The organism is Flavobacterium sp. HJ-32-4 (assembly GCF_022532105.1).
Taxonomy (GTDB): domain Bacteria; phylum Bacteroidota; class Bacteroidia; order Flavobacteriales; family Flavobacteriaceae; genus Flavobacterium.
In genome coordinates this window covers 1,608,962-1,634,408 of the sequence record NZ_CP092832.1, presented here as the reverse complement: position 1 = coordinate 1,634,408, position 25,447 = coordinate 1,608,962, and the positions used below count along the sequence as shown (strand labels likewise).

Below are 25,447 nucleotides of genomic sequence, written 5' to 3'. Positions count from 1 at the left end.
GAGTACGTAACGCAGCGTGTGTACTTTTATTACAGGCGTAAAAATAATTCATTTGAAAACGGCATTTGACAATAATGCAGTGAAAATTGCGTTTCAGTTTGCGTATCCTGACAAAAACGGAGGGAATCGTGATTAAATAAAAAAAGTTGTTGCAATCTAAACGGTTATTGTTATATTGCGCCACGAAAATTTAGTACCTGTTAACACATGAAAGTACACATGCAAACGGCAATGAAACTGATGCTCACAGCGGCATTGGTACTCGCTTTTACCGCCTGCAGCAAGAAGGGGGGCTCGAACGTTTCAAGCGCTACGGGCTGGAAAATTAACGACAAGAAAGGCGGCTTTCAATTGAATACCCGTTACAAGAAGCAGGCGCCAGCCCCGGGACTCGTCTTGGTGGAAGGTGGTACCTTCACAATGGGTAAGGTCCAGGACGACGTAATGCACGACTGGAACAATTCACCGACGCAGCAGCACGTGCAGTCGTTTTATATGGATGAAACGGAGGTAACGAATGCTATGTACGATGAATACCTGTTCTGGATCAAGAAAGTATTCCCGCCAACAGACGATAACTACAAAAACATCTATGACGGCGTATTGCCGGATACACTGGTGTGGCGTAACCGTTTGGGCTACAATGAAACCATGACCAACAACTACCTGCACCACCCGGCGTATGCCAACTATCCGGTGGTAGGCGTTAACTGGATCCAGGCTACAGAGTTCGCCAAATGGCGTACGGATCGTGTGAACGAAGCCGCTTTGGAGCGCGAAGGCTACCTGAAGCGTGACGCTAAAACACAGGATGTTGAGGCCAGTGCTACATTCAGCACAGAGACCTATCTGAATGCCCCGACCAAAGCATTTGGCGGAAACGAAGAAATCGTATTGAAAGGTCGTAATGGTAAGGCGAAACCGACTACTGTAAAAGGAAAAGACGGTGGCTCTGAAACGAAGGAAGCTACCAATATCTACGCCCAAAGAAGTTCAGGCCTTATCAATCCTGAATACCGCCTTCCAACCGAAGCGGAATGGGAATATGCAGCTGCTTCTGACGTAGGTAACCGTGAATACAATAATTACAAAGGCCAGAAGAAATACCCTTGGCGTGGTGCTTATACCCGTAGTGGTAAACGCGCGTACCGTGGCGACCAGTTGGCGAACTTCAAACAAGGTAAAGGTGACTACGGCGGAATCGCAGGTTGGTCAGACGACGGCGCCGACATCACGAATGCGGTGAAGCAATATCCACCAAACGACTTCGGTCTGTATGATATGGCAGGTAACGTTGCCGAGTGGGTTGCTGACGTATACCGTCCAATCGTTGACGACGAAGCGAACGACTTCAACTACTACCGTGGCAACGTATACACAAAGAATAAAATCGGTGAAGACGGACAAATCGAGTTGGTTACTACCGAAACTATTAAATACGATACGATCAGCAACGGACGCGTAATGGCACGTGACTTCCCGGGCCAAATCGCCCAAGTCCCGGTGGATGAGAAAGAAACCTACCTCCGTCAGAACTTCGATCGTAGCGACAACCGTAACTACCGTGATGGTGACAAGCAATCGACCCGTTATTACGACTACGGTAACAGCGAAGAAGACGTGAAAAAAGAAGTGGATACCAAGCGTATGTATGACTCTCCGCTTCACAACGTATCAGTCGACAGTCTGAACCAAATGGAGCGCAAGTACGATAAGTCAAACAAGCGTACGACATTGGTAAATGACGATGCACGTGTATACAAAGGAGGTTCCTGGAGAGATCGTGCCTACTGGCTCGATCCGGCTCAAAGAAGGTTCTTCCCTCAGGATATGGCAACCGATTACATTGGCTTCCGTTGCGCGATGTCACGTGTAGGTCCAAAATCTGACAAAAAGAAACGGGCTCGCAACTAAATCGCGTTTTCCAAAAATATAACAAGGGCTGTCTGAAAGTAGACGGCCCTTTTTTTTATTTTTGTTTCTCTTATGGAAATACACGAATTACACCGCCTTTTCCTGGATTGTAACGGCCTATCCACCGACACCCGGAAAATCGGCGACGGCTCAATGTTCTTTGCTTTGAAAGGAGCCAACTTTGATGCCAATACATTTGCAAATGATGCGCTTTCGAAAGGCGCTTCCTATGCCGTCATCGATAACCCTGCCTACCAAACCGGTCCTCGCACCCTGCTCGTCGAAGACGCTCTCACCGCATTGCAGGAACTCGCGGCCTATCACCGGAACTATCTGAATATACCTATCATTGCGCTAACGGGAAGTAATGGTAAGACTACGACAAAAGAACTGATCCATGCCGTACTGAAACAGCAGTATAACGCACATGCCACGGTGGGTAACCTAAACAACCATATTGGCGTGCCGCTCACCCTCCTTTCCTTTTCAGACGATACCGAAATCGGGATTGTGGAAATGGGCGCCAACCACCAAAAAGAAATCGAATTCCTGTGCTCAATTGCGACGCCTGATTACGGTTATATCACGAATTTCGGTAAGGCGCATTTAGAGGGCTTCGGCGGTTTTGAAGGTGTTATTAAAGGGAAAAGCGAATTGTATGAGTACCTGGGTGAAGGGCAGAAAACCGCGATCATCAACCTTGACGACCCCATCCAGCGCGAAAAATCCGGTCACCTACGGCGTATCACGTTTGGCACAAATGTATCCGAAGCGGATGTGGTGTTCCATACGCCCGTAGCCGACCCTTTTGTCATTACATCGTACGGCGCCACTGAAATACACTCGCATCTTATCGGTCTTTACAACGCTTCAAACATACATGCCGCCATCGTTATCGGCCGCCATTTTGATATTCCCGATACGTTGATAAAGGCAGGGATTGAAGGATACGTGCCTTCAAATAACCGGTCACAAATTGTAAAGAAAGGCTCGAACGACATCATCCTCGACGCCTATAACGCCAACCCGAGCAGCATGCGCGAGGCGCTCCGAAACCTTTCCGCCCTTAATAAGAAAACGAAATACGCCGTACTGGGCGACATGTTTGAATTAGGAAACGAAGGCCGTCAGGAACACCTGGATATTGTGTCGCTGACCCGCGAATTGGGTATACCTGCGCTATTTATCGGCAAAAGTTTCTTCGAACATCAGGATATGGCATCCGGACAGAACTTTTTTGCGGATTTTGACTCGGCCGCGGCGTACCTGCAAAAGCACACACCAACAAATGCCACACTGCTAATCAAAGGTTCAAGGGGCATGGCGTTGGAACGTTTGATGGACGTACTTTAAATACTCATCAGGAAGCCTACCAGGTTCTCTTTTTTAGTGAGTCCGAGTTTCTTGCGTAATCGGTAACGAGCCAGTTCGACCCCTCCCTGCGAGATATTCATTACCTCTGCGATTTCCTTGGTTGACATGTTCATCAAAAGATAGGTAGCAAGATCAAGCTCGCGGGGTGAAATGGTCGGAAACTGCTCTTTCAAGCGCTTCAAAAAGTCAAAATGCACGTTTCGGATATGCTTTTCAAGGTCTTTCCAACTCTTATCGGCACTCACCTCTTTGGTAATGCTTTTGTGGATGCGGGTAATCTGTGAACGCGCACCCTCGTCCAGTCGTTCGGCATCGATGTCCTTGATCTTCTGGATGATGCCATTCAGTATTTTATTCTTCTTCACTACCTGGAGCGAATTGTTGACCAGCTCTTTATCCTTCGTGAGCAAACTGATCCGAAGCCGTTCGTTTTTGAGTCGTTCGATCTCTTTCTCCAACTCATACTGCTCCTGCCGGATACGCGCTTCTTTTTCGAGGTAAAGGCGGCGCTGCTCCAATGTCTCATAATATTTATTGCGTCGGATATGGGCCGATATCCGGATCCGGATGTAATAGAAAGCGAGTACGGCCAGGATGATATATACCACATAGGCCAATGGGTGCCGATACCAGGGCGGCGCCACATGAAACGGGAGCGTGGTGGTAGCGGACACGATGCCGAAGCTGTTGCGTACACGAACCAGCATGCGGTAGTCACCTTCATGTAAGTTCGTGTATTCCTTTACAGAACCGCGTGACCACGGACTCCATTTTCCATCAAACCCTTCCAGCTTATAGGAGAACATTACATTTTCACGACCCTCATAAATGGGTGCCGAAAAGGTAAACTTCACGTTGTTCTGGTCGTATGATAAATCATATTCCTCCGCGCGCTTCGGTCCATTTCCGAAGATACGCACTTCGTCACCAAAAGTGAAACTCCGAACATAGACAGTGGGACGATCGTTGAAATTCCGCTGCAGTCCTGAATCATAGTGCACCAATCCCTCAGCCAATCCGATGAAGATATTACCGGGCCCCGAAGTATACACATTTTCATAATTGGCAACCAGTTCCCCCTTCAGGTTCGAGAACGGTTCGCTCACGTGGGTATAGCCGGCGCCACTGCGCATGAACGCCCCAATTGACTCTCCGTGGATGTACCATATATTACCTTCCGCATCCTCGAATATGCTGCGGGTGGGTGGTACTTTCGAAAAGAGTCCGGTATAGTACTGCTCAGGCCTGAAGGCATCTTCCTGCCTCGAATAGGTATAAAAATGATTGTTAGCCTGGAAATAAATCTTTCCCCCGATCGCCTGAACGCCACCGATGCCTTTGTCTTTTGAAGAAAGTGAGGTATAGACCTTTATAGACTTAAAGCGGCTTAAATCCTCTGAAAGCTGCATTTGGAACAACTGGCCGTCCTTTCGGAACCACGCAAAGCGTTCATCCATTTCAAAAGTACCCGTTGACTTATCAAAACCCGCCACCTGATTCGTAAGCTTCCAACCGGATGACGTGCGTTCGAAAATCCCAAACCCACTGTAATTTGCACCCATCATGATGTTGAGGCGCGAAGGAATCTTCCGGAAGCACCAATAGCCTTTTGAATCGATGACCCTCACCACGCGATTACCCTTCAATACCAGCGCACCGCGATTGTGTCCGCATAGCAACTCCCCGTCGATGACGCTAAGACTCCAGGCCTGACCGGTGGTGCCTTCTACCAATTCAAACGTATCCTGCCGGAACGGAACGCTCCAGTCGTGCACATACACGCCGCGATTGGTCGCTACATACAGGCGCCCGTCATAGATAACAGACGCGTAGACCGAACTAAGTTCGTAGCTGAACCCGAAAAACGTAAAAGGTGAATTCTCGTTGACAAACGTCACGCCATTGTCAAGAGCCAACCAAAGATTATCAGCCGAATCTACAAATGAGCCCAGGATGGTATTGTTCTGAAGCCCTTTCTTCCTATTGATATGTTGGACAATATGGCCGGCGTAATCGACCACAATAACCCCATCCGACACCGAGTTCAGGGCAATGAAACGGTCGCCGATTGCCGCGCCACCCAGACAGCTATTCCGGCGCATAAAATCGTTAGCCTCGCTTGCCCACGGACGCAAGCGTCCGCCCTGATAGATGAAAAGTCCTTTATCGATGGTGGTTATCAGAAGCTGGTCGCCGCCCATCTGAAAAATACCCCATACCTCTGTATTATTAAGATCCGTTGTGCCCGGAAGTGCCGACAGCCTTCCTTCGCGATATCGCATGAGTCCATTCTTCATGTCCTGCACATAGAGCTGCGCCTCCACCAAAAAAGAAAACTGAAACCGCTCGGGCGCTTCAACGACGCTGAGTTTATCCTCCTTATAACTATAGATAGAGGTAAACGCCTGAAAAATGACTTCGTCACCGGACGTGTGTATCTTCCAGATGAAGTCAATTAAGTCGCGTGATTCCCTAGTAAGTCGTTTCGACAAGGAGTGATAGCTGAGCTTTCCGTTGGCCCCCGCCGCAAAATACCCGAACTCGTTGTAGCCTCCGACATAGATACGATGGTTCTTCCCCACCTTTAATGACCGGACCGCGGGACGTTCGGGAAGCGGATAAAGCGTCCACGATGAGCCATCGAACTGAAGTAATCCATTATTGTTGGCAAAGTAGAGATTCCCATTTCCATCTTGGTCGGCGCACCAGTTCTGAGTGGCCCCTCCGTACTCCGATTTTCGGTAATTCCGTATCTCAGGTAGGCCAATCGACTTGATCTGTGCTTCCGCAAACGTTTGAAAAAGCAGTAAAAGCGCCACAAGCGCAGCACATTTAGTAACCTTATATCGGTAAATCCTTATCAAAATCTCAAATTTTTAACGAACTAATACGAGTTCAAACGTTTGCGGGCAACAGCCAATCGGAGTGCAAAAAACCTTAAAAATCGTAATTCATCCTAAAAGTACAACTGTAGGGTTAAAAACAAACCATTAACTTTTAGCTAACATATAAAATTAAAACATAAATAATTGAATATAAATATTTTAAAATTTGCTTGATGTGTTTTTGTAAAGCAAAAATAAATCAAGTGATGTGTTTTTGTAAAGAAAACTGTCTGCGATGTTTCTAAAATAGATAGTATTATTGCGTCAAATCAATAATTAACCAACCCAAAATTTCAGAAATATGAAATTGACAAAACTACTTGTATTTTGTTTTTCATTGTTCTCGATGGTGGCGTTCAGTCAGAGCGTGACGGTATCAGGAACGGTGACAGACGAAACCGGGATGCCTATCCCGAGTGCCAGTGTGGTGGTGAAAGGCTCCACAAACGGCACCTCTACCGATCTGGACGGTAAATTCCAGATTACGGCGGATGCCAACGCCACGCTTGTTTTTTCTTTTGTAGGTTATCAGTCAAAAGAAGAAACAATTCTCGACCGTCGTAGCATCGACGTCCGACTCATGCCTGAAACCGAAAGCCTGAATGAGGTGGTAGTAATCGGGTATGGCACCCAGAAAAAGAGTGTGGTAACCGGTGCGATTTCCAAGGTGAGAGTACAGGACCTCTCCAAACAACCCCTCAGCCGGATTGAGCAGTCAATCCAGGGCCGTACCGCGGGCGTATATGTCGCTGCTAACGCCGGACAACCAGGGTCATCTGCGACTGTTCGGATCCGGGGTATAACGACGCTTAACGACAATGACCCATTGTACGTGGTTGATGGTATCGTGACAGAGCAATCCGGCGTCGCCTTTATCAACCAATACGATATCGAATCTATAGAGGTGTTGAAGGACGCATCGGCTTCGGTATATGGAACACGCGCCGCCGGTGGTGTTATCCTTATCACCACTAAAAAGGGTAAATCTGGAAAAATGAAAGTGGCATACAATGGCTTTACGGGATTTCAGAACGCTGCCCGTAAAGTCGGCCTTCTCAACGCAACCGAATATGCGACGCTTCGAAATGAGGCTTTTGTAAACGGGGGAGGAAGTCCGTCCGCCGTCCCATTTCCAAACCCTGCGTCGTACGGCAAAGGCACCGACTGGCAAGATCAGATTTTCCAAACCGCACAGCGCGTTTCACATGATCTGAGCATTAGTGGAGGAAACGACAAATCAACCTACTTTGCGTCGTTTAGTCTTATTGACCAGGAAGGTATCGTCACACCTCGCATTTCCAATTACAACCGTAAGACCTTCCGACTTAATTCGGACCATAAAATCAATGATTACATCCGCTTTGGTCAGACATTTACATACAGTAATGAAAAAACGATCGGTATCGGGAATACCAATAGTGAGTTTGGTGGACCTTTGGCATCTGCGATCAACCTCGATCCGATTACGCCCGTGGTCATAACGGATCCCGCGGTGGCCGCTACCCCGCCCTACTCGAATCAACCGTACGCGATCAAAAACGAAGACGGCCTTTTTTATGGTATTTCGCCTTATGTAGGAAATGAAATCAGTAACCCGATTGCGTATCAAAACATTCGCCTCGGTCATTACGGCTACGCTGACAACTTCGTGGGTAATGGGTATTTCGAGGTCGAACCCATAAAAGGTCTAAAAATACGCACTTCCCTGGTGGGTAAGAAGGCATATTACGGTAGCTATGGCTTCACACCGATGCATTACCTAAGCACGATCCTCCAAACGCAACGCAATAACTTGTTCAGAAGCAAAAACTCCAACTTCTTCTGGAGCGTGGAAAATGTTATTTCATATGAAAAGAAAGTAGGGGATCACAATTTTACGGCGTTGGTCGGACAGGGTGCTTATGTGCAGGAAGGTGAAGAAGGCCAGGGCACTACGTACTTCGACCTACCAACAAACGACTGGCGCGATGCTTCTTTCAACTTCGGTGTGCCAACCGAAGACCAAACAACCTATGCCTATACGGCAACCGATACAAAAACGGCTTCCTACTTTGCGCGTTTGACGTATGACTATAAAGAAAAATACCTTCTTCACGGCTTCATTCGTCGCGATGGCTCTACATCATTTGGCCGTAACAACAAGTTTGCCAACTTCCCATCGATTTCAGCTGGGTGGGTCCCAAGCAAAGAAGATTTTTGGCCAACAAACGCCGTTATAACGAACTTAAAGCTACGTGCTAGCTGGGGCGTTTCAGGTAATGATAGAGGCACTGCTCCCTTTTCATATGCTTCTATCGTGAACGGAGGCTATAATTACGCCGTCGGAACAGGAGGTAGCGTGACTATCGGCAACACCGTCGTTCGACCACCAAACCCTGATCTTGCTTGGGAGGAGACAACTAACCGCAATATAGCCGTTGATCTCACCTTATGGAACAACCTGAGTCTGAGTGTTGACTTGTTCCAGAAAAAAACAACGGGTATCCTACGCCGGTTGGAAGTACCGGGCTACGTAGGCCTCGAAGCACCTGTATACAATATTGGCGAAGTGAAAAACAACGGTTTGGAAATCGAGGCAAATTATCGTAAGAAAATAGGCGATTTCGACTTTAACGTGAGTGGAAACGCTTCCTGGATCAAAAATGAAGTGACGTCAATCAGCCCTGATGTCACGTTTTACGACGTGGCCGGCGTACAATCGTCTACCTATGGTGTATCTCGCGTTATGGTGGGTGAATCGTTCGGTACCTTCTATGGCTTCAAAACCAACGGAATTTTCCAAAACCAGGCGGAGATCGATTCGTATGTAGGGCCAGGCGGAACCCCGATCCAGCCAAACGCAAAACCCGGCGATTTCCGTTGGAAAGACATCAACGGTGATGGCACCATTGATGGCGACGACCGCACCGTATTGGGGAGCTCGCTTCCGGATATGACATTCGGTTTCACCATCGATATCCGTTACAAGAATTTTGACCTGACAGCGTTCGCCCAGGGCCAGGCAGGCAATAAAATTTACAACGCACTCCGTCGTCTTGACCTCGGAAACGCGAACTGGCAAACAAACGCGCTCAACCGTTGGGTCGGCGAAGGAAGTTCCAATTCGTACCCGCGGGTGACCGATAACGATACTAACCGTAACTTCAGTAACCCGTCTGATTTCTATCTGGAAGATGGCGACTACCTGCGTCTGAAAACAGTTCAGTTAGGGTATTCCCTTCCAACTGAAGTGATTGGCAAAATCGGTTTGTCACGCACGCGCATCTACGTCATGAGTGAAAACCTCTTTACTTTCACTAAATACACCGGATTCGACCCTGAAATCGGTGGTGGTGTATCCGGTATCGACCGTGGCTTCTATCCACAGGCGCGTAGTTTCTTAATGGGTGTAAATCTTGAATTCTAAAAAAAACTGCATATATGAAAACGTTTAAACAAATGAGATGGTTTGCTGCTTTCGTTGCAATCGCGCTTCTGGCGGGTTGCGGCAAAGACTTCGTAGACCTGAAGCCTGAAGGCAGTGTCTTCGAGGAAAACTACTACCGTAACGAATCAGAATGTTATTCTGGCCTCATCGCGGTATACGACGTATTGCGGAAGCAATCGGGCGGCTTTGAAAATATGCTCGCGATGATGAACGCCGGATCAGACGACTTCTATGCGGGCGGTGGCGGCGCTACTGATGGAACTGGTATCCAGTCGTTCTCCAACTACTCGATCAATGAAGCTACTGTCCCCGGTAGTTTCTGGAGCGATTTTTACTCCGGTATCGCGCGCGCCAATATCCTGATTGCAAAACTGCCCGAGGCGGATTTTGGAGATGACGAGGCGACCAGGGTGCGATTTACTGCCGAGGCACGTGCGCTGCGAGCCTATTACTATTTTCAGTTGGTGACGTTGTTCCGCAACATTCCGCTGATCACCCAACCGCTTCCAACAGCCGAAATCTATAACCAGACGCAGGCCGATCCGGCTGATGTTTACGCCTTTATTGAATCTGAAATGCAGGCAGTCATCGGCGACTTACCCCCTACCGTTGGCTCCTCAGAATATGGACGACTCACGCAAGGCGCTGCCAAAGCTATCCTTGGAAAAGTATATCTCTACCAAAGCAAATGGTCGGAAGCCGCGGCACAGTTTGCCGATGTCAACGGAACACCGGGTGGTACCAGCCAATATGGATACCGTCTGTTGGGGAACTTCTCTGACCTCTGGGTCGTATCGAACAAATGGAATACGGAAGGCATCCTTGAAATATCCCATACCAGTCAAAGTAACGCCGGATGGGGTAACTGGGGGTCATCGTCTGACGAAGGAAACTCTTTCAACCAAATGGTCGGACCGCGTTCATATGTACGCAACAATGGCGCTGCGCCAGATTTCTGGGGAGGATGGAGCTTCAACCCGCCCACACAAAAGCTGGTTGATGCTATGACCGGCGACCCGCGCTTCAACGCGACAATCCTGAACATGGATGCGTTGGTCGCTAACGGATCCGCTTCTTACACAGCCGGATATATGAATACCGGATACTTCCTTCGTAAGTTCATGCCGCTTAAGTCGGATGTGTCAACAGGAGGTGGAAACGCCGAGCTGAACTTCCAACAAAACACCTATGCAATCCGTCTTGCAGACACGTATCTGATGGAAGCGGAAGCGTTGGTGAATGCGGGTACCAACCCAACACGTGCGAAAGCACTTCTCACCGCAGTCAGAACTCGTGTTGGACTTGGAGAAGTTGACGCGACGCTTGAGAACATTTACAAGGAACGTCGCCTTGAACTGGCCGGCGAAGGCTGGAGATGGTTCGACCTGGTACGTACCGGACGAGCTGCAGCGGCCCTCGGCGACCGTGGTTTCCAACAAGACAAGAACGAAGTCTTCCCAATTCCACAGCGTGAATTGCAGAATACCAAACTCGTACAAAATCCAGGTTACAATTAATAACCCATAAACATTGTTCAAAATGAAACTGAAATTCTTTACAGCATTAGCCATTCTGGGCACCATGGGCTTATTCACCGGGTGTACGCCAGACGAAAATGGAGATGGAAATGGAACGACCGCCGGCGATATCGACGCGTCTTTCACCGTAGCGCCAAAAGACGGCTCAGCCAACCGGTTTATCTTGACGGCAGCAAGCAACAAAGGAACGTTGACCCACATCTGGAATGCCGGTTCGGGAGATGTTCGCAGCGCTTCAAGCTCGTATGAGTTATTCCTTCCGGATGCAGGAACCTACACCATATCCCACACAATGGTAGGCGTAGGTGGAGCAACGGTGACGTCCGAACAAACGGTGACGGTGGCCACACCGGATCCGGTTGCCGGAAACCTCATCCGTGGCGGTAAGTTCGATACCCTGGCCGACTACAATGAGTTCGACATCCTGACCATCAGCGCCGGCGGAACAGCCTGGTCCTATGACGCTACCAACAAACGCGCTACGGTGCAGGGCGGTGGCTGGAACCAACAAGGTATCTACCAGGCCGTAGAGGTTGTAGGCGGAAAAACGTATGAAGTAAACATGCGCGTAACCGGAAGCGGATCGATCAACACATGGTTCGAATTGTATGTTTCCCAAACGGCTCCAACCCAAGGCAACGACTACAGCGCGGACGGCAAACGGATGCAGATCAACACCTGGGCAGGTTGTGGCGGTTCGCCTTATGACGGACTCTTCTCAGCCGTTCAATGTGCCGCGAATGAAACATCCGGTCGCTTTGTTACATTCCCGAACTCAGGCACGGCGTATGTCGTCGTGAAATGTGGCGGTGAGAACATCGGTTCTGTTAGTATCGATAACGTCGAAATGCGACGTACAAATTAGGTTAAGTTAGTTGAGTTAGTATGAAATAGCCTGTACTCGTTTGAATACGGGCTATTTTTCCTTTGCCCTTTCCGTACTACCCCAAAATAATCGAAATAGCATGAAAAAAAGCAGCGCACTGCCTTTCCTGATTACAGCCGCCCTCCTCGTGGGTGGACGTTCGGGTGCGCAGCAGGCCGGATCTGCCACACCCGAAAAATTGAAAACGGTGGCGATTTATACAACCGCCGATAGTACCAAAACCCGTCTGGCCCTGACCAACCACGGCACCTTCGCCCCTTCCCGCCAACCGCTGGAAACCGAAACCTGCGTGTTTGTCAATCCCGATAAATCATTCCAGACATTTCTTGGAATTGGTGGTGCCATAACCGACGCCAGCGCAGAGGTATACGGCAAATTGTCGAAATCCAAACAGGCCGAATTCATTAAAGCGTACTACGATAGTGAAACCGGCATCGGGTACTCACTGTTGCGAACCACCATTCACAGTTCGGATTTCGCCAGCGGAAGCTACACCTACGTAAAAGAAGGTGATAAAGACCTCGCCACGTTCAACATCGACCACGATCGCAAGTACCGACTGCCACTCATCAAGGATGCGATTCGCACCGCTGGCGGCCACCTTACGACGTATTGTAGTCCGTGGAGCCCACCAGCCTTCATGAAATCTAACGGCACCATGCTGAAGGGCGGCACCCTCCTGCCCGACTTCCAACAAGCCTGGGCCAACTATTATGTGAAGTTCATACGGGCCTATGAAAAAGAAGGCATCCCGATTTGGGGTACTTCCATCCAGAACGAACCGATGGCCACACAGAAATGGGAATCCTGTATTTTCTCTGCGGAAGCTGAACGGGACTTCCTTAAAAATTACCTCGGTCCGACGCTGCAAAAAGAAGGACTGGGAGACAAAAAAATCATTGTATGGGATCACAATCGTGACCTGATGGTACAACGTGCCAACACGATCTTTGGCGACCCGGAAGCGTCCAAATACGCATGGGGACTTGGGTTCCACTGGTATGAAACCTGGACAAAAGGTGAGCCGATGTATGACAACGTAGCGGCCGTGCACGAAGCCTATCCCGACAAAGCACTGATCTTCACCGAAGGGTGCGTAGAGAAGTTCGATCCGGCACGTTACCAATATTGGCCAAATGCCGAACGCTATGGCGAGCAGATGATCCATGATTTCAACAATGGCACCGTCGCCTGGACCGACTGGAACATCCTGCTGGACGAAAAAGGCGGACCCAACCACGTGGCTAATTTCTGCTTCGCTCCTGTACACGCGGATCTTACAACGGGAGAACTGATTTTTACGCCTTCGTACTATTATATAGGCCACTTTTCGAAATTCATCCGTCCGGGTGCAAAACGCATAGCGACCTCCGTAAGCCGTAGCAGCCTGCTGAGCACGACCTTCCGCAACACCGACGGACAACTCGTCACCGTTGTCATGAACCGAAGTGCCAAAACTGTGACCTACGACCTGATAGTCGGAAACGAGAAAACTACCGTTACCATACCCTCACACGGGATTCAAACCCTGGTCTACTAAAAATTACTACTATGAAAAAAATTCTCCTGCTACTCGCGCTTCTTCCGCTGGTGGCCCAGGCGCAATTTGTCCATCAAAGCGGGCAAACGATCGTCGACGGAAACAACAACAATCTCCTACTGCGAGGCCTCGGCCTGGGCGGCTGGATGCTTCAGGAAGGCTATATGCTCCAAATGTCTTCCTTCGCCGGACCTCAACATGAAATACGCGCTAAAATCCAGCAACTCTGCGGTGAGGCAAATACCGATGCTTTCTACGCTGCCTGGCGGGCGAACGGTATCACCAAGCGCGACATCGATTCACTGGCCTCGTGGGGCTTCAACTCGATACGACTGCCGATGCATTACAACCTGTATACGCTTCCGATTGAGCAAGAGCCTGTTGCCGGACAAAATACCTGGCTCGACGAAGGTTTCACCATGACCGACAACCTGCTGAGTTGGTGCGCGGCGAACAACATGTACCTAATACTGGATATGCACGCGACGCCGGGCGGACAAGGAAAAGACGCCGCCATTTCCGATTATGACAGCTCGAAACCGTCACTGTGGGAAAGCCAGGCCAATAAAGACAAACTCGTGGCGTTGTGGCGAAAACTCGCGGATCGTTATAAAGACAGTCCGTGGATTGCCGGCTACGACCTCATCAATGAACCCAACTGGGATTTTACGGGCGGCGGTAATATAAACGGCTGTTCCGAGAACAGCAACGCACCCCTCCAATCCCTTTACATGGCGATTACGACGGCGATACGCGAAGTCGATACCCACCACATGATCATCCTCGAAGGGAACTGTTGGGGGAACAACTACAACGGTATGTTCCCGCTTTGGGATTCCAACATGGCCCTTAGCTTCCACAAATACTGGAACAGCAATACCGTGGGGGCCATACAGGGCCTGCTGAACCTTAGGACACAACATAACGTGCCGCTATGGCTGGGCGAAAGTGGTGAAAACTCCAATGTGTGGTTTACGGATGCGATCTCATTGGTTGAGTCACTAAACATCGGATGGGCGTTTTGGCCGATGAAGAAAATTGAAAGCATCGCAGGCATCACCGATGTGACTAAAACCGACGATTACCAGGTGTTGCTCAATTACTGGCAAAACGGGGGTACACAACCGTCCCAGGCGTTTGCCACTGCAACCATGATGCAGATGGCCGAAAACTATAAAATGCAGAACGTCACGATAAAAGACGATGTGAAAGATGCGATGTTCCGTCAGGTGCAAAGTGCCGAAACCCTTCCTTACAAAAACCATCCGCTACCCGGAAAGGTATATGCCTCGGAATACGACCTAGGTCGCTACCTGTCAGCTTATTACGATACCGACATTGCGAACTACCGTGTTGATACCGGCACGTTTTCCGACTGGAACAAAGGCTGGGCAATGCGAAACGACGGTGTCGACGTACAAAAAACGAACGATACCCCTTCGAACGGCTTCCACGTAAGCCATACCGCCGGCGGCGAATGGATGCTCTATACCCTAAATGCGAATGCCGATACGGCCTATGACATCGACATCCGGTATTCGGGAACCTCTCCTGGCAAAATCCACTTTGAAAATGCGTTAGGCATCATCTCCGAATCGATCAGTCTTCCCGCCACAGGTTCCTTTACTACCTGGGCGACCGTGACCCTTCCGGGTGTCATCCTGAAACAGGGAACCAACAAGATAAAAATGTGGTTCGATGTGGGGAACGTCAATGTCAACTATTTCGAACTCAAGAACCCGACTGCTCCCTCCGCGATCGCATTCAAAGCGGTGATGGGGCAAACGAATGTGCTGGGTGATAAGATCAGCCTTTGGTTCAACAAAGACATCCAAACCGGACTCAACCTTACCACAAACAACCTGCAACTGAAGGTCAACGGAAATGTAGTGGCCCTGACAGCTGTTTCGTATGTGAGTGGAAGTCCCAACCAACTGCTCCTCAAACCGGCTACTCCTGTCAACACCACCGATACCCTTACATTGACGTACACCGGCACGCTGTTGACCGCTACTGACTCTTCTGTGTTGGGCACCTTCTCTAACATGGCGGTGCTGAACAAAACGGGTAATATCGTAGGGATATCGGGCCAGATCGAAGCCGAAAACTATTTTTTCAACTCGGGCCTCACCGTTGAAACTACAACCGACACGGGCGGAGGTTCCAATATCGGCTATACCGATGCGGGCGACTACCTCGACTACCTCGTGAACGTCGGTGAGGCCGGAAATTATAAAATCGAATACCGTCATTCCGGTGAAAGCGCACAGGGGCAAATCAAGATGCAACTGATTAACGAAACGACCCAGGACATTCAGACCGTCACACTTCCGGCAACGGGCGGATGGCAAACCTGGTCGACGCAAACGGCCTTTGCCAACCTGCCACAAGGCCGCTACTACCTGCGCCTGATGATCGTGAGCAGCGGTTTCAACCTCAACTGGGTAAAGCTCACCCTCGTGCCGGCCGATGACGACGGAGATAATGTGGCCAATGCTAACGACCTTTGTCCGAACACGCCCTCTGGCGATGTAGTGGATTTTAACGGATGTACGATCTTCAGCCTTCCGTCCGACAATTTTGGTATTGTCGCCGCATCCGAAACCTGTCGCAATGCCGATAACGGAAGCATCGCCATCACTTCTGCCGCCAGCCATCCGTTTTTGGCGACACTGACGGGTCCGGAAAACAGCAACGCGAACTTTACGACGTCTACTTCGTTCACCGGCTTACCGGCGGGCGACTACACGGTGTGCATTACCCTGCCCGCAACCCCATCCTTCCAGCGGTGCTTCTCCACCTCGATCGGGCAACCGCAGGATCTGGCCGTATTGTCGCGCCTTTCTGCCGGCGGCACTACCGTGACGCTCGACCTCAACGGCGGTCGACTGTACCGTATCGAACATAATGGAACGGTTTTCAGGACCGACCAGTCATCCTTCGAGCTCCCCTTACGCCCCGGCGCGAATGACGTCGTCGTGACCACCGATGCCCCTTGTCAGGGCACCTTCCGCCAGCGATTTGACGTTTTAGCGAAAGCGACCCTTTACCCCGACCCGGCCGATAGCGAGTTACACTTGCTTCTTCCAGGCAAAGCCGACCAGACTTTGGAGTGCTTTGTGTATTCGTTGATCGGGAAGGAAATGTCGCATACGTATGGAACGGGGCAATCGCACGACCTTGACGTTTCCACGCTGCAAAGCGGTACCTACCTTGTAAAAACCGTCACACCCGACGGCACGTATCACGCCAAATTCATAAAACGATGAAACTACCTACCATCCTTTTTCTGTCAATGCTCTCGTTCATGGCATCCTGCGGAAGCGGGGGCGGTGACGGAGACGGAGGCGGTACGGAACCAAATGCCGTGGCGCTCGTCTATCCGCTCAACAACTCAGAGTGCGAAACCGGGGAACCTGTTTCGGCCACCCGAAGCCGCATCACGTTTGAATGGAATGCCGCCGAAAATGCCGATAGCTATTCGGTGTATGTGAAAAACCTCCAAACCCAAACTGTATTGCAATATCCGGCCGGTGCGGCCACTACACTCGACATCGAACTGAACCGCGCCACACCGTATTCATGGTATGTCGTATCGAAAAAAGAAGGGGTATCGCAGACGGGCACCAGCGAGAAATGGAAGTTCTACAACGCCGGCGAGCCTGTCAACAGCTACGTGCCCTTCCCAGCGGATGCCGTGACGCCACCAATGAGTGCGACCGTCTCCGGACCCTCTGTGACCTTGGCGTGGGACTCAGGCGACGTAGACGATAACATCAGCGGATACGACGTGTATTTCGGAACCGCAGCATCGCCTACTACCCTGCTTACGAATACCACAGCGACACAAGTCGCAAACGTAGCCGTGACCGCCGCTACGACCTATTATTGGAAAGTGGTGACCCACGACGCCGACGGCAATAGTTCGACGTCACCCGTTTTCCAGTTCAGAACGAATTGAGATTGATTAGTTATTTTTAGTTTGAGAGCCCCGTTCCCCGACGGGGTTTTTTCATTTATTTTTGGAATATGACCGAATATGATGACATACTCAGGTGGATGTTCGCCCAATTGCCTATGTACCAGCTACAAGGCGCGTCAGCCTATCGGAAAGACCTGGGCAATACGCACGCGCTGGCAGACCATTTGGGGCATCCGGAAGACGGATTGGTGTGTATCCATGTAGCAGGAACCAATGGCAAAGGGTCGACTTCACATTTGCTGGCTTCGGTGCTACAGGAAGCGGGCTACAAGACCGGACTTTACACTTCTCCCCATTTAAAGGATTTCCGGGAACGTATCCGTATAGACGGCAAAATGATTCCGGAAACGGAGGTCGTCGGTTTCATCCAAACCCACCGGACGTTTTTCGAAGCACACGACATGAGTTTTTTTGAGATGTCGGTCGGATTGGCTTTTTCGTATTTCCGTAAGGAAAAGACCGATATCGCCATTATCGAAACCGGTATGGGCGGAAGGCTTGATTCGACAAACATCGTCACCCCACTGGTGGCCGTCATTACGAATATTGGGAAAGACCACACGCAGTTCCTGGGAGACACACTCGAAAAGATTGCGTCGGAAAAAGCGGGTATCATCAAACCCGGGATTCCGGTTGTGATCGGTGAATATACTGCGGAAACGAAACCCGTCTTCGAAACCACAGCAGGCGAACGGAAGGCACCTATTTTCTATGCCACGGATGCCGTGTATCCCTCCTATCCATCGGCTTTGGAAGGGTATTACCAGGAAGCCAACAAGCGCACCGTACTCAAAACGCTGGAGGTGTTAACTGCCACGACCGATTTTCGGGTGACGGAAACCGACATCCGCGAGGGATTTCTTCGGGTAAAGGAAAACACGGGCCTTCGCGGCCGTTGGGAGGTGTTAGGACACCAGCCATTGGTGGTCGCGGATACCGGACACAACCGACACGGACTCGAGCTGGTCGTACGGCAACTACAGGATGGACTGGAAGGCCGTTTGCACGTGGTCATTGGTGTGGTAAACGACAAAGATCTCGGGGAAATCCTACCGTTATTCCCTAAAGAGGCCCATTATTACTTCGCGAAGCCGGATATTCCCCGCGGACTCGACGCAACGGTGTTACAGAAGGAAGCCAGCCGATTTGGACTGCACGGAAACGTATATCCTTCTGTAAAAGACGCTTACGAGAACGCCATTTCAGAAGCCGCGCCAAACGACCGCGTATTCGTGGGAGGCAGTACCTTTGTTGTCGCAGAAATTTTATAAAAAAGACATCTTTTGTTTGCAAATACCGAAAACGGCGCTATATTTGCACTCGCAATACGGGCGATTAGCTCAGCTGGTTCAGAGCACCTCGTTTACACCGAGGGGGTCGGGGGTTCGAATCCCTCATCGCCCACCACCTACAGCCGCAAGGAAATTCCTTGCGGCTGTTTTCGTTTGGACCGAACGCCGGCTTTCCTTTACCAATATTCCCTTCTCCAATTTTCCTGTCACTATTTTTTTTATTAAGCATTTATCGTAATATTGCAATATATTTATTAAGCCGTGGGAGCGACGAAAACAGATCATTTTACGCAAGCTCAAAACGAGCTGGCGGTATTGGCAAAGGCGCTGGGGCATCCGGCGCGCATCGCCATCATAGAATACCTATTGAAAGTAGATAGCTGTATCTGCGGTGACATCGTCGACGAATTGCCGCTGGCACAGCCGACCGTTTCGCAGCACCTCAAAGAACTGAAATCGGCTGGCTTGATCAAAGGGAATGTCGAGGGTACGGCCATCTGCTACTGCATCCATGAAGAAGGCTTCGAAAAAATCAAGTCGTTTTTCAGCCATGTCATCGAAAAGACAAAAAACAAATGCTGCTAACATAAAAGAGAAAACCCATGAAGTTATCTGAAATCAAGAAACATCTCGCGACAGCCGAATTCGTCAACTTTATGCTGCCGGACGGCACATTCGTGCCGGAGCATTTCCACATAACGGAAGTAGGCGCCGTTACGAAACACTTTATCGATTGCGGCGGAACGGTCCGCAAGGAAAACGTCGTCAATTTCCAGCTATGGAATGCCGACGATTATGACCACCGCCTCAAGCCTCAAAAACTGCTCAACATCATTGCACTGTCAGAGAAAGTGCTCGGAATAGAAGACGGTGAAATCGAAGTTGAATACCAGAACACCACTATCGGTAAATACGATCTGGACTACAACGGCCAGGATTTTCTGCTGGTCAACAAGTCCACGGCCTGTCTTGCACAAGACCAATGCGGTGTTCCGTCTGAAAAAAATAAGGCCACGTCATACGCCACGTCTAACACCTGCTGCACGCCCGAAAGCGGTTGCTGCTAATCGTCCTGCCATGACACAAACAGCGCTTTTGCCTGACATCCACAAGACGATTGCAGGGTTCGATATAACCACCGTTAGCAGCGAGCGAAAAGCCGTTTTGCAGCCATTGGTCGACTTCATTCAGGCCAAATCGGACGAAGGCGAAGCGATCCGCCTGAATTTCATTTGCACACATAATTCGCGCCGCAGCCACCTCGCGCAGGTCTGGGCGCAGGTAGCGGCGGCCTATTACGGCGTAATCAACGTTACCTGTTATTCCGGCGGTACGGAAACGACGGCGATGTTTCCAATGGTGGCGCAGGTACTGCGGAAATCCGGCCTACAGGTCAAGGCCATCAGCAGCGGTGACAACCCGGTGTATATAATCAAATATGCCGAAAACGAACTGCCCATCATCGGGTTTTCCAAAAGTTATTTCGACGACTTCAATCCGGAAAGCGGATTTGCGGCGATCATGACCTGTTCTCAGGCGGATGGCGGCTGCCCGTTCATATCGGGCGCGGAAAAGCGTATCCCGATCACCTTTGATGACCCGAAAGCGTTCGACGGCACGCCGCAACAGGAAGAGAAATACCTCGAACGGAGCACGCAGATCGCAACGGAAATGTTTTATGTATTTTCAATGATAGCGAAATAATGTCGGCACAGAATTGCGCACCAACAGTAAACCGGAAGAAACTCGGTTTCCTCGACCGTTACCTGACCCTTTGGATTTTCCTTGCGATGATCATAGGGGTATCGATTGGCTACGTTCTGCCCTCCAGTAGCTCGTTCCTCAATTCGTTTTCGACGGGCACGACGAATATTCCCCTTGCGATAGGGCTGATCCTGATGATGTATCCGCCGCTGGCGAAGGTCAAATACGAAAATCTGGGCGAAGTGTTCCGGAACGTTAAGGTGCTCAGCGCGTCGCTGTTCCTCAACTGGATCGTGGGGCCGTTTCTCATGTTCTTTCTGGCCTTGCTTTTCCTGCATGGCCATCCTGAATACATGGTGGGATTGATTCTGATCGGGCTCGCGCGGTGCATTGCGATGGTCGTCGTCTGGAACGATCTGGCGGACGGCAGCAGAGAATACGCAGCCGGACTGATCGCACTGAACAGTATCTTCCAGGTGCTGCTATATAGCGTCTATGCCTATATCTTCATCACATTGCTTCCGCCCTATTTCGGGTATGACGGCATTGAAGTCAATATAAGTATCGGCCAGATCGCCGAAAGCGTCGGTATCTATCTTGGCATCCCGTTCGCGCTTGGCGTTGTAAGCCGTTACGGGCTGATTGCGCTGAAAGGCGAAGAATGGTTCCAGAACCGCTTTATTCCACTGATTTCGCCTGTAACCCTTATCGCGCTTTTGGGTACCATTGTTATTATGTTCAGCCTTAAAGGTGAGTTGATTGTAAGCATTCCAATGGATGTGGTCCGTATCGCACTACCCCTGGTCGTGTACTTTGCCGTAATGTTCGTGGCGAGTTTCTTTATCGGCAAATTCCTTGGGGCGGATTATTCAAAAACAACCTCCATTGCCTTTACCGCAACCGGAAACAATTTCGAGTTGGCTATTGCCGTAGCGATCGGTGTGTTCGGCATCAACAGCGGGCAGGCATTTGCCGGCGTCATCGGCCCCCTAGTGGAAGTTCCCGCTTTGATAGCATTGGTCAATTTGGCCTTTTGGTTTAGGAAAAAGTACTTCTCGTCATAGGTCCCTCGTTTTCCGGCCCTTTTTTTATGGGTGGACGGATCAGCAAGAAAAAGTAGCCTCATGTAGATGAGGCATTTTTTTTGGAAGACTGCCCTTGGAACTAAACTGCGCGTAATCTGTCCATAAAGCAGGATTATCTGCCGAAGTCCGCGATATTTGCAAAAGCAAAGTACCCGTTATGGAATACGCCGGCTACCTCGCCTCCCTTCTGATTGGCATTGCCCTGGGCCTTATCGGCGGTGGCGGCAGTATCCTGACTATTCCGATATTGGTGTATCTGTTTGGCATCTCCCCCAAATCAGCCACCTCCTATTCGCTCTTTATTGTAGGATTTACGGCTGCCATTGGGGCAGTGCGGCATTACTTGTTGGGTAACATCCGCATACGATCGGCGATGGTGTTCGCCCTTCCTTCTTTGGCTACCCTCCTTTTGGTGCGCAAGATGGTACTTCCGGCCCTACCCGAAACGCTTTTCGACAGCCCGGGTTTCGTCTTGTCGAAAGACACGTTCATTATGGCATTGTTCGCACTTTTGATGGTCGCGGCATCCTATTCGATGATTCGCACCAAGACGCCCGCACAGCCCGGCACGCTCCAACCCGTTCGGATTGCGATAATAGGGGCTATTGTCGGCGTCGTCACCGGATTTTTGGGTGCCGGAGGTGGATTCCTCATTATACCGGCGCTCGTTTTCTTTACGGGTATCGACATGAAACAGGCCGTGGGCACGTCCTTGCTGATTATCGCGTTCAATTCACTGTTGGGCTTTGCGGGTGATGTGATCGGTGGTGCGGACGTCGACTACCAACTTCTCTTCAGCGTGTCGGCATTTGCTACGGCAGGTATTTTCATCGGCACCCAACTTTCACGGAAAATCGACGGCAGCAAGCTGAAACCTACCTTCGGATGGTTTGTTTTGGTGATGGGACTTTATATCATCGGTAAGGAGTTATTTCGTTAAAGACGAGTAATCGACCAGATGGCTTGCGCCTCTTTTCCGCATCCAGTTTACGAAATCAGGTTTGTATGACACTTATCAGGGGCCAGGCGGTGGGCTTCCCGTACTTTTGATCGGTTACGTAACGATCACGGGCGACGCTGTAGCAAGCTGCCCTTCGACAAAAACCCCTAAACACCTGCCACGATGAAAGTAGCACAAATTTACACAGGCTGTCTCGCCCATGCCGCATACTACCTAGAAAGCAAGGGTGAAGCGGCCATTTTCGACCCTTTGCGGGAAGTACAACCGTATCTTGACCGCGCCTCGAAAGACCATGCCAAGATCAAGTATGTGTTTCTAACGCATTTCCATGCCGATTTTGTTTCAGGACACCTTGACCTGGCACACAAAACTGGCGCCCAGATCGTGTATGGACCCAACGCCAAGCCCGCCTACGAAATCATTTCTGCCGAAGATGGCCAACTATTCGAAGTCGGGGGCTGTAAGGTTAAGGTACTGCACACACCCGGACACACCATGGAAAGTACTACCTTTCTCTTAATCGACGAAAACGGAAAGGAGCATGGCATCATTACCGGTGACACCCTTTTTATCGGAGATGTGGGCCGACCGGACTTAGCACAACACGTCATAGCCGAACTCACACAGGACAAACTGGCCCGACTGTTGTACCATTCGCTTCGTGAGAAAATCATGCCGTTGTCCGACGACCTCATCGTGTATCCGAACCACGGGGCCGGATCGGCCTGCGGAAAAATGATGAGCAAGGAAACGACGGATACACTCGGGCACCAAAAGGCGACCAACTACGCCCTGGCACCGGATATGACGGAAGATGAATTCGTAACCGCGCTTCTTACCGGTTTGACAACCCCACCCGGTTACTTCCCTTCCAACGTGCTGATGAACATCCGTGGATACGACAGCCTCGATTCGGTGCTCGAAAAAGCGAAACGTCCCCTCTCGCCTACGGAATTCGAAGCCGCGGCGAACGAAACCCGCGCAGTAGTGCTTGACACCCGAAATGCGTCTGATTTCGCACGAGGTTTCATCCCCAATAGCATCAATATCGGCCTCGACGGCAGTTTTGCCATGTGGGTAGGGGAAATGATCATCGACATCCAACAGGAAATCCTCCTGGTGACCGACGAAGGCAAGGAGGAAGAAACGATGATACGCCTCTCGCGGATTGGCTTCGACCACACCCTCGGCTATCTTAAAGGTGGTATCGATGCCTGGAGAGCCGAAGGCGGCGAGTTGGATTCGGTAGGACGGATCACGGCTGGGGAACTCGAGGAAATGGCCGACGGCACCTTCCCGATATTCGATGTGCGCAAAAGAAGTGAATTTGCATCGGAGCATTTAGTCGACGCGATCAATGTGCCGTTGAACGAACTCAACCAACACCTGGCCGAATTTCCGAAAGACAAACGTTTCGTACTGCACTGCGCCGGTGGCTACCGCAGTATGATTGCCGCCTCCATACTGAAACAAAGAGGCTGGGATAATTTCGTGGATGTAGTGGGCGGTTTCGCTGAAATCAAAAAAACCGGGCTGAAACGAACGGACTACGTGTGCCCCGTCACGTTACTGTGACCGGCGTGCCATTCTGAAAAGGCCTTACACATCGGCGTGACGAAATTTGTAACCGTCCAAAAATTTAGGCTTTTGTTTAGAAAGAATAATAGTAATTTAGGGGCAAATCTTTGAGTCTATAATTCAAAAACGTAAAGAAATGAAAAAAGCGATGCTGATGCTGGCGCTGGTAGCCTTCGGATTCTCGACAGTTGCTACTGCCCAGGAAACACCTAAGAAAAAAGAAAAAGCAAAAACTGAGAAGTCTTGCAGCACTGAAAAGAAAGGCTGCGACAAAGAAAAGAAAGCGGGTTGCTGCGCAGCCAAGAAAGCGAAATCGTAAGTTCTTGCCTTATAAACAAAAGGGGCTGACAGTGAGTCAGCCCCTTTTTTTATGGGTAGTGGGCATCTATTGCCCTCCTAAGCTAAAGTTAATCGTCACCGTCCCGATCTGCTTTTCAGGCGCATCGGGGTTGGCGTTCCATTTGTAACTACGCGCCGTTTGGTAGGCCGGTTCTATCAGGCATGGTGCCGTGTTGGTCGTTCCTTTTATATATTGCGTGCCTACGACGTCGCCGTTGCGGTTGACCGTTACCTGTACGACCACCGTACCCGACTCGTTGCAGTTTTGCTGCACCTTGCTGCTTTTTGCCAATTTGCGTCCGGCAAGCGACCAATTGCCGTTGCCGCTTCCTCTTCCGCCGCCATTGCCACTGCCGTAGCCCGAACCCGTGCCAATACCCTGCCCACTGCCGTTCCCACCACCTGAGCCGGTTCCGCTTCCACCGCCGCCATTATATCCACCTGCGGTTGACAAGCCATTTGACTTGCCTTTGTTGCCTGCCTGTCCGTCGTTGCCATCGCCACTGGTCGATTTGCTGTTGGTAGCAGCGTTGAGTGCAGCCAGTGCGGCGGCAGATGGTTTGGGTTTAGCGGGCTCGACCGGTTTTTCAACCGGTTTCTTCGGCTCGTCTTTGGGTTTCTTGGTATCGGTTACGGCGACCGCTTCTTCGTCGTCGTTGTCATTGGTAAGCAGTGCTTCCTGTTCCTGAGGTTTGGAGGGTTGCGCTTTCGCCGCCTCTTCGACATGCTCTTTGTTTTGCAGGTTGACGCCCTGCCCTACTTCGCTGTCGCCGAAATTCACTTCGATATCACCGCCACCTCCCCCGCCTTCCAGTGGTACGATGGTCGTCTCTTTGAAAAGCGGAAAGTTGAGGAACAGCAACAACAGCATCAGGGCCACGAACAAGACTGTCGTGATACCCAGGGACTGCTTCCGATAATCGGCCGAAACGTAATACATAG

18 protein-coding genes and 1 tRNA gene are annotated in these 25,447 nt (G+C 50.4%); 17 read left to right on the top strand and 2 right to left on the bottom strand.

What is annotated here, in order from left to right; genetic code table 11:
• The first annotated feature begins 207 nt into the window (after positions 1-207).
• Together gldJ and murF are read left to right on the top strand one after the other, a co-directional pair.
• Positions 208-1,914, top strand: coding sequence for a gliding motility lipoprotein GldJ (gldJ, locus tag MKO97_RS06630; protein WP_241105344.1), 1,707 nt, complete (start codon positions 208-210; stop codon positions 1,912-1,914).
• 72 nt (positions 1,915-1,986) lie between these two features.
• Entirely contained in the window at positions 1,987-3,267 is a 1,281-nt protein-coding gene (gene murF, locus MKO97_RS06625; RefSeq protein WP_241105343.1) for a UDP-N-acetylmuramoyl-tripeptide--D-alanyl-D-alanine ligase, read from the top strand.
• Here murF and MKO97_RS06620 read toward each other — a convergent pair.
• On the bottom strand, positions 3,264-6,107 hold the full coding sequence (locus MKO97_RS06620) for a triple tyrosine motif-containing protein (protein WP_241105342.1): 2,844 nt from the start codon (positions 6,105-6,107) through the stop codon (positions 3,264-3,266). The genes murF and MKO97_RS06620 overlap by 4 nt on opposite strands.
• A gap of 367 nt (positions 6,108-6,474) precedes the next feature.
• On the opposite strand from MKO97_RS06620, the gene MKO97_RS06615 reads away from it, so the two are divergent.
• The 15 genes from MKO97_RS06615 (at position 6,475) to MKO97_RS06545 (ending at position 24,485) form a co-directional block, all read left to right on the top strand.
• Entirely contained in the window at positions 6,475-9,579 is a 3,105-nt protein-coding gene (locus MKO97_RS06615; protein WP_241105341.1) for a TonB-dependent receptor, read from the top strand.
• Positions 9,580-9,593: 14 nt separating this feature from the next.
• The gene (locus MKO97_RS06610) at positions 9,594-11,117 is read left to right on the top strand and encodes a RagB/SusD family nutrient uptake outer membrane protein (RefSeq protein ID WP_241105339.1); all 1,524 of its coding nucleotides are present in this window, start codon (positions 9,594-9,596) and stop codon (positions 11,115-11,117) included.
• A gap of 22 nt (positions 11,118-11,139) precedes the next feature.
• Positions 11,140-12,003 (top strand): hypothetical protein, encoded by an 864-nt coding sequence (locus MKO97_RS06605; RefSeq protein ID WP_241105338.1) that lies wholly within the window; start codon positions 11,140-11,142, stop codon positions 12,001-12,003.
• A 100-nt stretch (positions 12,004-12,103) separates the two neighbouring features.
• On the top strand, positions 12,104-13,564 hold the full coding sequence (locus MKO97_RS06600) for a glycoside hydrolase family 30 beta sandwich domain-containing protein (protein ID WP_241105337.1): 1,461 nt from the start codon (positions 12,104-12,106) through the stop codon (positions 13,562-13,564).
• A gap of 11 nt (positions 13,565-13,575) precedes the next feature.
• Entirely contained in the window at positions 13,576-16,833 is a 3,258-nt protein-coding gene (locus MKO97_RS06595; protein WP_241105335.1) for a carbohydrate-binding protein, read from the top strand.
• Positions 16,830-17,525, top strand: a complete 696-nt coding sequence (locus tag MKO97_RS06590) for a hypothetical protein (RefSeq protein WP_241105334.1) — start codon at positions 16,830-16,832, stop codon at positions 17,523-17,525. The genes MKO97_RS06595 and MKO97_RS06590 overlap by 4 nt, the downstream gene beginning before the upstream one ends.
• A gap of 68 nt (positions 17,526-17,593) precedes the next feature.
• Positions 17,594-18,817: a folylpolyglutamate synthase/dihydrofolate synthase family protein gene (locus tag MKO97_RS06585; protein WP_241105332.1), complete on the top strand. Its 1,224-nt coding sequence runs from the start codon at positions 17,594-17,596 to the stop codon at positions 18,815-18,817.
• Between the two features lie 58 nt (positions 18,818-18,875).
• Positions 18,876-18,953: transfer RNA gene (locus tag MKO97_RS06580), tRNA-Val, on the top strand.
• Between the two features lie 146 nt (positions 18,954-19,099).
• A complete protein-coding gene (locus MKO97_RS06575; protein ID WP_241105330.1) occupies positions 19,100-19,423 on the top strand; it encodes a helix-turn-helix transcriptional regulator in 324 nt (107 codons plus the stop codon).
• 17 nt (positions 19,424-19,440) lie between these two features.
• Positions 19,441-19,905, top strand: a complete 465-nt coding sequence (locus MKO97_RS06570) for a DUF6428 family protein (protein WP_241105329.1) — start codon at positions 19,441-19,443, stop codon at positions 19,903-19,905.
• Between the two features lie 10 nt (positions 19,906-19,915).
• On the top strand, positions 19,916-20,542 hold the full coding sequence (locus MKO97_RS06565) for a protein-tyrosine-phosphatase (RefSeq protein ID WP_241105327.1): 627 nt from the start codon (positions 19,916-19,918) through the stop codon (positions 20,540-20,542).
• On the top strand, positions 20,542-21,606 hold the full coding sequence (gene arsB, locus MKO97_RS06560; RefSeq protein WP_241105326.1) for an ACR3 family arsenite efflux transporter: 1,065 nt from the start codon (positions 20,542-20,544) through the stop codon (positions 21,604-21,606). Before MKO97_RS06565 ends, arsB begins: the two co-directional genes overlap by 1 nt.
• Positions 21,607-21,784: 178 nt before the next feature.
• Positions 21,785-22,567 (top strand): sulfite exporter TauE/SafE family protein, encoded by a 783-nt coding sequence (locus tag MKO97_RS06555; RefSeq protein ID WP_241105324.1) that lies wholly within the window; start codon positions 21,785-21,787, stop codon positions 22,565-22,567.
• A 183-nt stretch (positions 22,568-22,750) separates the two neighbouring features.
• Complete coding sequence (locus MKO97_RS06550; protein ID WP_241105323.1) at positions 22,751-24,163, top strand: rhodanese-like domain-containing protein; 1,413 nt, start codon at positions 22,751-22,753, stop codon at positions 24,161-24,163.
• Positions 24,164-24,302: 139 nt separating this feature from the next.
• Entirely contained in the window at positions 24,303-24,485 is a 183-nt protein-coding gene (locus MKO97_RS06545) for a hypothetical protein (protein WP_241105322.1), read from the top strand.
• 66 nt (positions 24,486-24,551) lie between these two features.
• Here MKO97_RS06545 and MKO97_RS06540 read toward each other — a convergent pair whose 3' ends face one another.
• Positions 24,552-25,445 carry an energy transducer TonB gene (locus MKO97_RS06540; protein ID WP_241105321.1) on the bottom strand — a complete coding sequence of 298 codons (894 nt, stop codon included), beginning with the start codon at positions 25,443-25,445 and terminating at the stop codon, positions 24,552-24,554.
• Positions 25,446-25,447: the final 2 nt, after the last annotated feature.